At 70.3% G+C, this 12,558-nt stretch carries 12 protein-coding genes; 1 reads left to right on the top strand and 11 read right to left on the bottom strand.

The window, feature by feature from the left end:
• Positions 1–126: 126 nt before the first annotated feature.
• A complete protein-coding gene (locus tag O7631_RS04660) occupies positions 127–1,356 on the top strand; it encodes an arginine deiminase (protein ID WP_269681848.1) in 1,230 nt (409 codons plus the stop codon).
• A 15-nt stretch (positions 1,357–1,371) separates the two neighbouring features.
• On the opposite strand, the gene O7631_RS04655 is transcribed toward O7631_RS04660, so the two are convergent.
• From O7631_RS04655 to O7631_RS04605, 11 genes are all read right to left on the bottom strand, one after another.
• Positions 1,372–2,259: a DUF5926 family protein gene (locus O7631_RS04655; protein WP_269681849.1), complete on the bottom strand. Its 888-nt coding sequence runs from the start codon at positions 2,257–2,259 to the stop codon at positions 1,372–1,374.
• A 114-nt stretch (positions 2,260–2,373) separates the two neighbouring features.
• On the bottom strand, positions 2,374–2,790 hold the full coding sequence (locus tag O7631_RS04650) for an ATP-binding protein (RefSeq protein ID WP_278147845.1): 417 nt from the start codon (positions 2,788–2,790) through the stop codon (positions 2,374–2,376).
• Positions 2,791–2,850: 60 nt separating this feature from the next.
• Positions 2,851–4,305 (bottom strand): PAS domain-containing sensor histidine kinase, encoded by a 1,455-nt coding sequence (locus O7631_RS04645; protein WP_269681850.1) that lies wholly within the window; start codon positions 4,303–4,305, stop codon positions 2,851–2,853.
• A gap of 46 nt (positions 4,306–4,351) precedes the next feature.
• Complete coding sequence (locus O7631_RS04640; RefSeq protein WP_278143163.1) at positions 4,352–5,140, bottom strand: glycerophosphodiester phosphodiesterase family protein; 789 nt, start codon at positions 5,138–5,140, stop codon at positions 4,352–4,354.
• A gap of 12 nt (positions 5,141–5,152) precedes the next feature.
• Positions 5,153–5,488: a rhodanese-like domain-containing protein gene (locus O7631_RS04635; RefSeq protein WP_088987113.1), complete on the bottom strand. Its 336-nt coding sequence runs from the start codon at positions 5,486–5,488 to the stop codon at positions 5,153–5,155.
• A 58-nt stretch (positions 5,489–5,546) separates the two neighbouring features.
• Complete coding sequence (locus tag O7631_RS04630) at positions 5,547–6,464, bottom strand: LCP family protein (protein WP_278143162.1); 918 nt, start codon at positions 6,462–6,464, stop codon at positions 5,547–5,549.
• A 221-nt stretch (positions 6,465–6,685) separates the two neighbouring features.
• On the bottom strand, positions 6,686–7,870 hold the full coding sequence (locus O7631_RS04625) for an LCP family protein (RefSeq protein WP_278143161.1): 1,185 nt from the start codon (positions 7,868–7,870) through the stop codon (positions 6,686–6,688).
• A 252-nt stretch (positions 7,871–8,122) separates the two neighbouring features.
• Entirely contained in the window at positions 8,123–9,349 is a 1,227-nt protein-coding gene (locus tag O7631_RS04620; protein WP_278143160.1) for an LCP family protein, read from the bottom strand.
• A 76-nt stretch (positions 9,350–9,425) separates the two neighbouring features.
• Complete coding sequence (locus tag O7631_RS04615) at positions 9,426–10,403, bottom strand: NAD-dependent epimerase/dehydratase family protein (RefSeq protein WP_145778406.1); 978 nt, start codon at positions 10,401–10,403, stop codon at positions 9,426–9,428.
• Between the two features lie 78 nt (positions 10,404–10,481).
• The gene (locus tag O7631_RS04610; protein WP_278143159.1) at positions 10,482–12,173 is read right to left on the bottom strand and encodes a cation acetate symporter; all 1,692 of its coding nucleotides are present in this window, start codon (positions 12,171–12,173) and stop codon (positions 10,482–10,484) included.
• Positions 12,151–12,516 (bottom strand): DUF485 domain-containing protein, encoded by a 366-nt coding sequence (locus O7631_RS04605; protein WP_278143158.1) that lies wholly within the window; start codon positions 12,514–12,516, stop codon positions 12,151–12,153. The genes O7631_RS04610 and O7631_RS04605 overlap by 23 nt, the downstream gene beginning before the upstream one ends.
• Positions 12,517–12,558: the final 42 nt, after the last annotated feature.

The following is a 12,558-nucleotide window of genomic DNA, read 5'->3' as shown; positions in this document are numbered from 1 at the left end:
TCACTACCCTACGTTGTCACTCCCGGTGTTCGGCAAGCCGGAGCGCCGGAATGACTGTGGATGAATGCCATATTCATCCACAGTTCTTTTGTCGGATGCCGCCAAACCCTGCCCTACGCTGCGGGAGTGACCCACTACGTCGACAGTGAAGTCGGCCGGCTCGGCACCGTACTGCTGCACCGGCCCGGCCCCGAACTGGCCCGGCTCACCCCGCGCAACAACGACTCGCTCCTGTTCGACGCGATCCCCTGGGTCGGGCGCGCCCAGGAGGAGCACGACGCGTTCGCCGCCGCCCTGCGCGAGCGCGGGGTCGAGGTCCTCTACCTGGCCACCCTGCTGGCCGAGACACTCGCCGTGGCGGACGCCCGCGCGGAGCTCACCGAACAGGTGCTGCGTTCCCGGCGACTCGGCGACACCCTGCGGGCCCGCGTGGCAGACCACCTCTCCTACCTGGACCCGGCGGCCCTGGCCGACGTGCTTACCGCCGGGCTGGCCCACGAGGAGCTGCGGATCAGCTCGGAGCGGCCGGGCGGGCTGGTCTACACGTTGATGAACAGACATGACTTCGTCATCGACCCGTTGCCCAACCTGTTGTTCACCCGCGACTCGTCGCTCTGGATCGGCGACCGGGTCGGCGTCACCAGTCTGGCCATGCCCGCCCGCCGCCGCGAGACCACCCTCACCGACGCCATCTACCGTCACCACCCACGCTTCGCCGGCACCGAGTTCGTCTACCGCCCGAACCTCGAACACCTGGAGGGCGGGGACGTGCTGCTGCTCGCGCCCGGGGTGCTGGCGGTGGGCGTGGGCGAGCGAACCACACCGGCCGGCGCCGAACGCCTCGGCCGGCAGGTGTTCGCCGCCGGCCTGGCCCACACCATCCTGGTGGTGCCGATCGCGCAGAAACGCGCCACCATGCACCTCGACACCGTCTGCACGATGGTCGACGTGGACGCCGTCCTGATGTATCCCAACATCGCGAGCACGCTGTCCGCGTACACCGTCATCGCCGGGGCGGACGGTGCGGACCCGCGGGTGGACGGACCGGCGCCGTTCCTGCGTGCCGCCGCCGACGCGATGGACCTCGACGTGCTCCGGGTCATCGACACCGGGCTGGATCCGGTCACCGCGGAACGTGAGCAGTGGGACGACGGCAACAACACCCTCGCCCTGGCACCCCGGCTCTGCGTGGGCTACGAGCGCAACACCGAGACCAACGCCCAGTTGGAGCGGGCCGGCATCGAGGTGATCCCGATCGCCGGCTCCGAGTTGGGCTCCGGCCGGGGCGGCCCGCGCTGCATGTCCTGCCCGATCACCCGCGAGCCGCTGCGGGGAAGGGCGCCCTCGTCGGGATAGGCGCCCTTCCGCAGCTCAGCGGAGGGTGAGCTGGCGGCCGAGCAGACCCTGGCGGGCGCGCCGGCCGGCGGCGTCCAGCGGGCCGTCGGTGGCCAGCGCCTCAGCGTAGCGCTTGGCGAACTGCGCCACCGGGTCCTCCCACTCCGCCGCGGGAGTCTCCTCCGGCAGGTCCCACACCGGGACCAGTCGGCCGTGCGCGCGGAACATGCCGGCGAACTTGGTCTGCTCGCCGAGGGTCAGCGAGCCGGCCGCGCCGAGACGGGCCAACGCGTCGAGGGCGGCGTCCTCGTCGTCCGGCAACACCCAACGCACGTGCGCCTTGTCCGGGACCTGGCACCAGTACGCGGCCTTCGCCGCGGTCATTCGTACCGTCGGATAGATGGCCGCGTTCGCCCGCTCCAGGGACGCCTGGACGGTCGGGTCGTCGCCGGCCCCGGGGTCGAGCCAGAACTCGAAACCCTCGTGCATGCTGATGTCCAGTGGGCCGTCCACGAGGATGTCCTGCAGGCGTGGGCCGGGGCCGGGCAGCGGCGGCACGGACACCTGGCCGCCCGGCTCGGCCCGCAGCGCGCAGAGCAGCGCGTCGGCCAGGTCGCGGGAGACGTCACCGGACTGCTGGTGGCGCTGAAGACCGATGAGCACCCGGCCGTCCGGCTTGGTGATCGCCGGCGCGGCCATCGGCAGCACCGTGGCGAGCGTCGCCGACCGGTCGCCGAACTCCTCGACCAGGGCGGGTGCCAGTCGCAGCGGCGCGGAGGCCGCCGGCACCAGTTCGCGTAGGGCGATCCACTCGGGCTCGTCGACCAACCCGTCGAACGGACGCGGCACGAAGATGTCCCGCACCTTGTCCTTGCGGGGGGCGCTGTCGGCGGCGGTGCGCTGGCTCTTTCGACGCTTGCTCACGGCGTCACAGCCTAGAGGCCCGACCGGCTCGCCGTGGCCCGGACCCACCCAACCTCAGCCCGTCGATCAGCGAAGTCGCCACCACCTTCGGCGGTGACCTCGTAGCCCGGAGGCTCAGCCCGCCGGCACCAGGTCGGGTCGCGGCGCCGGCACCGGATCGAACTCCGCCCAGACTCGCTGGCCCATTCCGTCCCGCTCGACCCCCCAGCGGGTCGCCAGACCAGCGACGATGTGCAGCCCGCGACCGTCCGCCGCGTCGGGGCTGGCCGTCCGGATCCGTGGCCCGGTGCTCGCGCCCCCGTCGGTGACCCGCAACTGGATCGCAGTGCCCTCGGGCGAGGACCGTAGCCGCCACGCGACCCGGATGACTCCGCCCGGAAGCGGCCGGGCGTGCCGCACCGCGTTGCCCACCAGCTCCGCGAGCACCGCGATGAGATCCGCGCGGAGCGTCGGGGGTACGACGTCCGCCAGCTCGTCAGAGAGTCTGTGCCGGGCGAGCCGGGCCCCGGCCGGATGGTGGGGAACCACCACGCACCACGCCCGATCCGTCACTGCCGCTGCCACCGTTGCCTCCACGTCGCGCCACCTCGGTCAACAGCGGGGTAGCCGCACCTCTGCGACCGTACCGCCGCCGGCCCTCGGACGTAGGGATACCCATCCATTCTGTTGTTCAACGATCCGGCGGACGAGATAGAGGCCGAGCCCTGCCCCCGGATAGCCGCGTCGGTCGCCGGACTCGCCCTGCCAGAACCTGTCGAACGCGCGCTCCACGTGCTCCGGTCGGATGCCGATGCCCTGGTCGCTGACCCGGAACGCCACCAGTTGACCGTCGACCGAGGCGGTGACCTCGATCGGGGAGTCCGGTGCCGAGTACTTGCCGGCGTTGGTCGTCAACTCGGTCAACACAGTGGCCAGGCTGGGGCGGTGACCGAGCGCCTTGGGTAGGTCGTTCGGGAGGAGCAGCACCAGCCGCCGGCGCAACTCCGCCGGCAGGTCGACGACGGCGGAGCGCAACGCCTCGCCGAGGTCGAACGGCGTCGCGGGCTCGTCCCCGGGCCCCGCCTCGGCAGCCGAGGAGAGGAGACGGTCGACCAATCGGGCCAGTTCGTTGGCGCGCTGCCCGATCACCCGGGCGGCCTGCCGGCGGTCCACCTCGGTCAGTGACTCCCAGTGGTCGGTGAGCGTGTCCGCGTACCCCTTGATGACGGTGACCGGCGTCCGCAGCTCGTGGCTGGTCACGGCGACGAACAGATCCCGGTCGTGGTCGCGTTGCTGCTGGTCGGTGATGTCGCGGAAGGTGACCACCCGGAGCGTGCCTGGGCCGGGCAGCTCGCCGGAGGTGATCCGCAGCCAGCGGCCGTCCGGCATCCGGTGATCGCGCACCTGACCGGAGGGCGGCAGCGGGAACGGCAGGGGGCGGCTCAGCGCCTGCTCGACCGACCGGCCGGTGACCTGCGCGGCGGCCGGGTTCCAGAGTCGGACGTGCCCGTCCCGGTCGACGACGGCCAGCCCGTCGGCCAGCGCTGCCACGACCGGGCCGTCACCGTGCACCGGCAGGCCGCTCTGGTCGCCGTACATGTGCGCGACGCAGGACGCGAGGTAGGCGACCACCCCCTGCTGCTCGGCACCCGGTTCGTCGTCGCCCGGATAGAGCGCGTGCAGGCTGCCCACCGTGTGGCCGCCGATCTCCGCCCGGGCGACCACCATCCACCGCAGGTCGCTGCCGCTCAACTCGGCGGCCAGTTTGCCGTTGAGGTGACCCACCCGCACCTGGCGTGCCCGTGGGCCGGCGAGCAGGCAGACGGTGTCCGGATCGTCGACTGCCAGCGGCCGGCCGAGGGCCCACTCCGCCGCCCCGGTCGCGGAGATCACGCGACCGCCGGTCGGGCCGAACTCGACGAATGCCATACCTGTCGCACCGAGCGCGGGCTGGGCCACCCGGAGAAGCTGGGTGAGGACCGGCAGGCCCGCGTCCCCAGAATTGATCATCTCGATCACGACGGTGTGGCCGCCGAGGAGAGCGGGAAAATCGATACGCTCCGGCATGTGCCGAGTCTGCCCGGTCGACCTGGATTTGGGCACCCCCGCCGGCTCAGCGGCCCAGCCGGGCGAGGGTGTGCGCCGGCCGGTCGGTGATGATCCCGTCCACCCCGGCGGACAGCACCAGCTCCAGGTCGGTCGGCTCGTTGACCGTCCAGACGTACACCTGGTTGCCGGCCGCGCGCAGTGCGGGCAGCAGTTGCGGGCGACCTCGGACAAGACCGATGCCCGGCCCCGCGATCCGGGTGCCGAACGGGAGCCGGCCCAACCGCAGCCACCGTGGCACCACCTCCAGCAACAGCACTGTGGGCAGCGTCGGGGCCAGCTCGCGGACCCGGCGGACCGCCAGCGGCGAGAACGACATCACGGTGACCTGCACGGGGTCGTCCGGCGCCGGGTCGGCCAGCCCGTACCGGCGCAGCATGGTGACCAGTCGTCGTTCCACGGTCGAGCCGTAGCGGGAAGGGTGCTTCGTCTCCACCAGCAGTCGGACCGGCCGCCCGGCGTCGAGCACGGCGTCCAACAGCCGGGCCAGGGTCAGCAACCGGGTGTGCGAATCGTCCGGCGGCAGGTCGCCGCTCGGTGCGCTGCCCGGATGCCACGAGCCGAAGTCCAGCGCGTCCAGCTCGGCGAGCGTACGCGCGCTGACCAGACCGCGACCGTTGCTGGTGCGGTCGAGTCGACGGTCGTGTACGCAGACCAGGTGCCCGTCCCGGGTCAGCCGGACGTCGCACTCCAGCCCGTCGGCACCCTCGTCGAGGGCGCGCAGGTACGCGGCGAGAGTGTGCTCGGGCAGGTCGAACGAGGCGCCGCGGTGCGCGAAGACCAGTGGGCCGCCCATCCCCGCCCGCCCTCAGATGACCTGGCCGGGCTGCCCGTTCGCGTCGACCACCGGCCGGCCGACCGCGGCCCACTGGCGCATCCCACCGTCGGCGTTACGCACCTGCCCCCAGCCGTTGTTGACCAGGTAGGCGACGACCTGGGCCGAGCGCCCGCCGGAGCGGCAGATGACCGCCACGTCCCGGTCGGTGGGCACCTCGGCCAACCGCGCCGGCAGTTCCATCATCGGCAGGTGGTGGGCTGTCGGAGCGTGGCCGGCGGCCCACTCGTCGGCCTCCCGCACATCCAGCAGGTAGGTCTCGTCGTCGATCTCGGTCACGGGCACGGTGGGAACCTGGGGTCCGAACACAGGAAGCAACACTAGATCCTCGTCGGCCGGTTCGGCACCGACAGGGCCGTCGCCACCGTCACAACCGGGTCACCCAGCGCGGGTTGGCCTGCGCCCAGGCCGGCACCCGAGTGCCCCGAACCGCCTCGAAGAGCCCGTTGCCCCCGTTGTCCAGTACCACGTAGGAGACCTCGTCGATGGTCTGTGGTGACGACGGAACCTGGACGCCGCGCATCCCGTCGGGCGGCAGCGCGCGCAGCGCGAGGAGCAGATCCTCCAGGGGTACGCCGTTGGTGTCGACGGTCAACGACCCGCCGACCGCCCGCAGCACCTGGTCGAACTTGACCGGGTTGCTGCGCAGGTCCGCTCTGCCGGCGCTGTCCAGCATCGCCCGGAGCAACTGTTGCTGGTGGTGCTGCCGGTCGTAGTCGCCACCGGGCAGGTCGTAGCGCTGTCGTACGTAGTCCAGGGCCTGCGCCCCGTCCATGCGCTGACAGCCGGTGGGGAAGACCCGGTTGGTGTGGATCGAGCGGACCTCGGTGTCCACGCACATGTCCACCCCGCCGAGCAGGTCGATGACCTTGCGGAAGCCGGAGAAGTCGATCAGCGCGGCACCGTCGAACCGGATGCCGGTGAGCCGGTGCAGGGTGGCGGAGAGGAGCCGGGCGCCGGCCTGCCCGCCGCCGCCGTGCTCGTACGCCGCATTGATCTTGTCTTGGCCGCCGCCGAAGCCGTTTCCGGGTGGGATGGCGACCAGCAGGTCCCGTGGGATGGAGACGAGGTAGGCCTCCCGCTGCCCGGCCGGTACGTGCACGATCAGGATGGTGTCCGAGCGTTGGTCCGGACCACTGTCACCGGGGCGGCGGTCGGAGCCGACCAGGAGGTAGTTGAGGGGCCCGTCCAGGTCGGTGCGGTCGGTGCGGGCGTCGGCGTCGAGCAGTTGCTCCTTGGTCACCGTCCGGTCGTACCGGTTGCTGAGCGTCTTGAGCCCGATCATGGCGAGCCCGGCCAGCAGGACGAGGGCCAGGCCGATGCCGAGCAGGATCCGTGACCCGCGGGCACGGCGCGCTCGGGTGGCCGGGGCCGTTGCCGCCCGGCCCGCCGTGTTCCGCCCCCACCTGGACGTGACCGCCTCCCCGCAGCCGCACGTGAAACCTGCTCACGTCGAGGCTACGGGTGGTGACGACGCCGTCGCTGGCTTTCCGCGACTCCCGGTCGTCACTTGCGGGTGGAGATCACCTCGGGATGGGTGAAGACGAACTCGGCGAGTTTGTCCTGCTTGACGGCCTGGAACATGGCCATCGTCTCTTCGCTCAGGCCCTCGGTGTTGTTGCCGTTGGCGTGGAAGGTGCCGCCGTTGGTCTTGAGCATGGTCAGCTCGTTGGCGGTGACCCCGCGCATCGTGAAGATGAAGTTCTCGATCGCCACACCGCCGGTGTCCAGCACGAACGCCTTACCGGCCGCCTTGATCAGCTGGTTCATCTTGCTCGGGCTGGTCAACATGCCGCCGTCGGTGGCCTTCTTGGCCATCGCCTTGATCAGCTGCTGCTGGTTGGCCTGCCGGTCGTAGTCGCCGTTCTTGAGGGACTTGCGCTGCCGGGAGTAGTCGAGCGCGGCCCACCCCTCCATCTCCTGGCAGCCCTTCTTGTGCACCACAGGGGTCCGCGGCTTGCCAGTCTTCTTGGCGTCCGCGTTCCACATCGGCTTGCCGTCGACGTACGACATGTGCAGCGACTTGACCTCCTGGCTGACGCAGATGCGCACCGTGCCCAGGGTGTCGATGACGTTCTTGAAGCCGCCGAAGTTGATGATCGCCGCGCCGTCGAAGCTGATCCCGGTGAGCCGCTTGATGGTCTGCGCCATCAGCTGCGCGCCACCCTCCCAGCCACCACCGTTGGCGGCGCCGGCCTGGAACGCGCCATTGATCTTGCCGGTGCCGCCGGCGTAGCCGCTCTTCTTGAACGGGGGGATCTGCGCCTCGGTGTCCCGAGGGATCGAGATCAGGTACGCCTGGTCGTGCGTGGCGGGGATGTGCAGGATGATGATGCTGTCCGAGCGCACGTCGTCGGCCGCCCAGCGCTCCCGGGCGTCCACGCCGAGCAGCAGCATGTCGATCGGCCCGTCGAGGCTCGCCCCGCCCTCGGCGTCGGACTTGCCGGCGTCGCCCAGCAGGTTACGTTGCGCGATGTCCCCGGTTGCCTGGCCGATCAGCACCTTGCCGCCGACGATGCCCACGCCGCTGCCGAGCATCAGCACGGCCCCGAACACCACTGTCAGTCGGGCCCACAGAGGGTCCTTGCGCTTGGCCCGCTTCTTCGCCGGCCCGCCGCCACCAGCAGGGCCGCCACCGCCGACGCCGGGCGGCCGGGCACCCGGCCCGCCGCCCGAGGCGCGTGCCTGCACGGGTATGGCCGCGGCAGCACGACCGCTGGGCGCGGCGGACCCGGGGGACGAAGGGCGACGACTGGCCTGAACCGGCATGCGTGCTCCAGCTCGTGATCAGGAGGGGGCGGCACCACTGTACGGACATCAATTCGACTTTGCGAGTTCAGCTCGGGTCAATCCGGACGTCAACTTACGTGGACTCGGTCGATCGTCGCCACTCGATGAGCCGAACGGCGGGCAGGCCGTCAGTCGCGGGGTCCTCCGCCCCGGTCAGCCGCCGTCGTTGCTCTTCGGCGGGTTGGCCTTGACCCAGTCCGCCATGGTGTCGGCCGACATGGCCCGGTACATCGCGAGCGCCTTCTCCCGGTCCGAAACCACTACCGACTCGCCGTTGATCGTGTCGCTGCCCGAGTTCGGGCTGGTCACGAAGGTGAGATTCTCACCGCGCAGGTTGCGGAACTGCAGCGCCATGTCTGTAACCGAGAAACCCTGGTCCACGGTTACGGCCTTGGTCACCGACTGGAGGAAATCGTTGAGCTTCTTCGGATTCGCCAGCGTGCCGCTGCTCGCCGCCTTGTCCATCAGCGCCCGCAGGAACTCCTGCTGGTGCCGCATCCGGGCGAAGTCCCCGTCCGGGAACTGCTTACGCTGCCGGATCCAGTCCAGCGCCTCCGCGCCGTCCATGTGGTTCGTGCCCTTGGTGAACGTCCGGTAGGGCTTGTGGATCGAGGTGACGGTCCGCTCCACCTTCAGGTCCACCCCGCCGAGAGCGTCGGTGACCTCCTTGAACCCGCCGAAGTCGATAGCCATCACGTGGTCGATCCGAACGTCGCTGAAGCACTCCACGGTGCGTACCGCCAGGGGGAGACCGCCGAACGCGAACGCTGCGTTGATCTTCGCGCGCTGACCGGAGTCGCAGGCCGCGCCCGCGCTCTCCGGGATCGGCACGTAGAGGTCGCGCGGGATGGAGACCAGGTAGGCCTCCTGGTGGTCGGCCGGAATGTGCATCACGATGATCGTGTCGGCGCGCCACTGGCTCTTCGTGTCGACCGGGGCGTCCGGGTCCCGTGAGTCGCTGCCGACCAGCAGGATGTTCAGCGCGCCGTCGACGGCCTTGACCGGGCGACCACCGGTGATCTCCGCGAACGGGTCGGTGCGGGCCAGGTCGCCGTTGAGGTTGCGGGCGTAGAGCCAGGCGCCCACGCCGCCGAGCAACGCCAGCACCAGCACCGCGACCCCCGCCACGAGGGCGATCCGGCCCCAGCGCGGGCGTGGGCCGCGTCGTCCCGACCCACCGGCGCCACCTGGGCCGCCGGGGCCCCTCGGCCCCGTCGGGCCGCCCGGCCTGGGCCCCTCCTCGTCGTACGACGGGTAGAAGCGTGCCTCGGCGGGACGGGCGCGCCCGGAGGCGCCCCGATCAGGGCCGGGCACCGACGCGCGCCCGGCGCTGCGGTGCAGGGACGGATACGGGACGCCGGCAGACGAAGTCGCGGACATGTAACTCAGGGTACGTAGCGGGAGCCAGTACCGCCTTCAGGCGACACTCAGCGGCAGGCGGTACGCAACGAACCGGCTACCCTAGCCGCGCCCGGAAGTACTCGATCGTGCGTCGCAGGCCGTCTTCGGGCGCGACTGTCGGCTCGTATCCCAGCAGTTCGCGGGCGAGCGTCAGATCGGGGCGGCGCATCTCCGGATCGTCCGAGCTGCGCGTGACGTAGATCACCTCGGAGCTGCTGCCGGAGAGCGACACGATCAACTCGGCGAGTTGCCGCATGGACAACTCGTGCTCGGTGCCGCAGTTGACCGGACCCGTCTCGGTCGAGTCGAGCAGCAGCAGGATGCCGCGAACCAGGTCCTCGACGAAGCAGATCGAGCGGGTCTGGTTGCCGGTGCCGTGCACGGTGATCGGCTCACCGCGCAGCGCCTGGGAGACGAAGGTGGGGATGGCGCGGCCGTCGTCCGGACGCATCCGGGGGCCGTACGTGTTGAAGATCCGGACGATCGCCGCGTCGAGCCCGCGGTAGCGGTGGTACGCCATCGTCGCGGCCTCGGAGAAGCGCTTCGCCTCGTCGTAGACGCTGCGGACCCCGATCGGGTTGACGTTGCCCCAGTAGGTTTCCCGCTGCGGGTGCTCCTTCGGGTCCCCGTACGCCTCGGAGGTGGAGGCCATCAGGAACCGGGCGCCGTCGGCGACAGCGCGCTCCAGCAGGTGCAGGGTGCCCACCGAGCCGACCCGGAGGATCTCCACGGGAAGCTGGGCGAAGTCGGTGGGGCTGGCCGGCGAGGCCATGTGCAGGATCGCGTCGAAACGCTCGGCCATCGCCGGGTGGTGCGTCGGCAGGCCGTCGGAGAGGTCCGCCTCGACGAGCGTGAAGGTGGGCCGGTCCAGCAGGTGGGCCACGTTGTCCTTCGAGCCGGTGACGAAGTTGTCCAGCGCCACCACCGTGCAGCCGCGGGCGATCAGGACGTCCACCAGGTGCGACGGGACGAAGCCGGCTCCACCGGTGACGAGGATGCGGTGACCGGACCCGAAGCGCTCAACAACCTTCATACCGCTCAGCCTACCGACCACGGATACGGCGACGGGCTCCCGCCGACGCGAGGCGTCAACGGGAGCCCGTCCAGAGCGTCAGTGGGCGCCCGAGCCGGTGAGGGCGCGCACCTCCAGCTCCGCGTACTTGTCCTCGTCGTGCTCCTTGGAGATGACGGTGCCGATCCACCCGCACAGGAAGCCGAACGGGATGGACAGGATGCCCGGGTTGGACAGCGGGAACCACTGCCAGTCGTGGTCCGGGAACATCGAGGTCGCGGCGCCGGAGACCACTGGCGAGAAGAACACCAGCAGTACGGCCGAGAGCAGGCCGCCGTAGATCGCCCACACCGCGCCGGAGGTGTTGAACCGCCGCCAGAACAGGCTGTAGAGGATCGCCGGCAGGTTGCCCGAGGCGGCGACCGCGAAGGCGAGTGCCACCAGGAACGCCACGTTGAGGTTCTGCGCGTAGATCGACAAGGCGATCGACACCGCGCCGATGACCAGGGCGGAGATCCGGGCGACCCGCACCTCCTGCCGCTCCGACGCCTCACCCCTCTTCATCACGTTGGCGTAGAAGTCGTGCGCCAGGCTGGACGACGAGGCCAGCGTCAACCCGGCGACCACCGCGAGGATGGTGGCGAAGGCGACCGCCGCGATGATTGCCAGCAGGGCCGCGCCGCCCAGTTCACCGCCGAAGAAGCTGATGCCCAACGCTTCGGCCAACTGCGGCGCGGCGGTGTTGCCGGCCTTGTCCTGTGCGGTGATCGCCTGGCTGCCGACCAGGGCCGCCGCACCGAAGCCGAGGGCCAGGGTGAGCAGGTAGAAGGTGCCGATGATGCCGATCGCCCAGAGCACGCTCTTGCGGGCCGCCTTGGCGGTGGGCACCGTGTAGAAGCGGATCAGGATGTGCGGCAGACCGGCGGTGCCGAGCACCAGGGCGATGCCCAGGGACAGCAGGTCCACCTTGTTGTAGAACGTCTGTGTCGAGTTGCCGGCGACCTCGACGCCGTACCGTAGCCCGGGTTCGAGGAACGCGCTGCCCTTGCCGGATGCCGCGGCCGCCTGGCCGAGCAGCTCCGACAGGTTGAAGTTGAACTTCGCCAGCACCAGGATGGTCATCAGGAGCGCGCCGCCCATGAGCAGGAACGCCTTGACGATCTGCACGTAGGTGGTGCCCTTCATGCCGCCCACCGTGACATAGATGATCATCAGGGTGCCGACCATGATGATGGTGGCCACCTTCGCGGTGTCCGCGTCCATGCCGAGGAAGGTCGTCCCCGGCCGGATGCCGAGCAGCAGCGCGACCAGCGCGCCGGCACCCACCATCTGCGCCAGCAGGTAGAAGATCGACACCGTGATGGTGGAGACCGCCGCCGCCGTACGCACCGGACGCTGACGCATCCGGAAGGCCAGCACGTCCGCCATCGTGTACCGGCCCGAGTTACGCAGCAGCTCGGCGACCAGCAGCAGGGCCACCAGCCAGGCGACCAGGAAGCCGATCGAGTAGAGGAAGCCGTCGTAGCCGTAGAGGGCGATGATGCCGGCGATACCGAGGAACGAGGCGGCCGACATGTAGTCGCCGCCGATCGCCATGCCGTTCTGGAAGCCGGAGAAGGACCGGCCGCCCGCGTAGAAGTCGGTAGCCGTCTTGGTCTGCCGGCTGGCCCAGATCGTGATGGCCAGGGTCACCGCCACGAAGACCAGGAAGAGCGTGATGGTCAGGTTGCGGGCGGTGTGGTTGCCCGCCTCCGCCGCCAGGAACGTCTCAACCGCGTGGACCGTCTTCATGGGTCACCTCCCCGATCTCGGCGCGGATGCGGTCCGCGATGGGGTCGATCTTCCGGTCCGCGTACCGGGAGTAGAGCCAGGCGATCAGGAACGTGGAGACGAACTGGAGCAGGCCGAAGACCAGCGCGACGTTGATGTTGCTGCCGAACAGCTTCGTGCCCATGAAGTCCCGGGCGTACGCGGAGAGAATGACGTAGAGCGCATACCACAGGAAGAAGGCGACGGTCATCGGGAAGACGAAGCCGCGCAGCGCACGCCGCAGCCCGGCGAACTCGTCCGACCGTTGTACGGTCAGGTACTTGTCCGACTGGGAAGCGGCCGAAGCGGGTGTGTCCGTGGACATCTGTGGATCACCACCTTCACAGGCGTCAGAGGAGTTTCGCGC

This window comes from Micromonospora sp. WMMD967 (genome assembly GCF_029626165.1).
Lineage (GTDB): Bacteria > Actinomycetota > Actinomycetes > Mycobacteriales > Micromonosporaceae > Micromonospora > Micromonospora taraxaci.
Note: the sequence above shows the minus strand (reverse complement) of the source record. Positions and strands in the feature narration are given on the sequence as shown.

Excerpts from the sequence above, each read along its gene's own strand:
- O7631_RS04620 (WP_278143160.1), bottom strand. The coding sequence starts at position 9,349 with ATGTCCGCGACTTCGTCTGCCGGCGTCCCGTATCCGTCCCTGCACCGC.
- O7631_RS04640 (WP_278143163.1), bottom strand. The coding sequence starts at position 5,140 with ATGGGCGGCCCACTGGTCTTCGCGCACCGCGGCGCCTCGTTCGACCTG.
- O7631_RS04645 (WP_269681850.1), bottom strand. The coding sequence starts at position 4,305 with ATGCCGGAGCGTATCGATTTTCCCGCTCTCCTCGGCGGCCACACCGTC.
- O7631_RS04610 (WP_278143159.1), bottom strand. The coding sequence starts at position 12,173 with ATGAAGACGGTCCACGCGGTTGAGACGTTCCTGGCGGCGGAGGCGGGC.
- O7631_RS04605 (WP_278143158.1), bottom strand. The coding sequence starts at position 12,516 with ATGTCCACGGACACACCCGCTTCGGCCGCTTCCCAGTCGGACAAGTAC.
- O7631_RS04615 (WP_145778406.1), bottom strand. The coding sequence starts at position 10,403 with ATGAAGGTTGTTGAGCGCTTCGGGTCCGGTCACCGCATCCTCGTCACC.
- O7631_RS04630 (WP_278143162.1), bottom strand. The coding sequence starts at position 6,464 with ATGATCGGGCTCAAGACGCTCAGCAACCGGTACGACCGGACGGTGACC.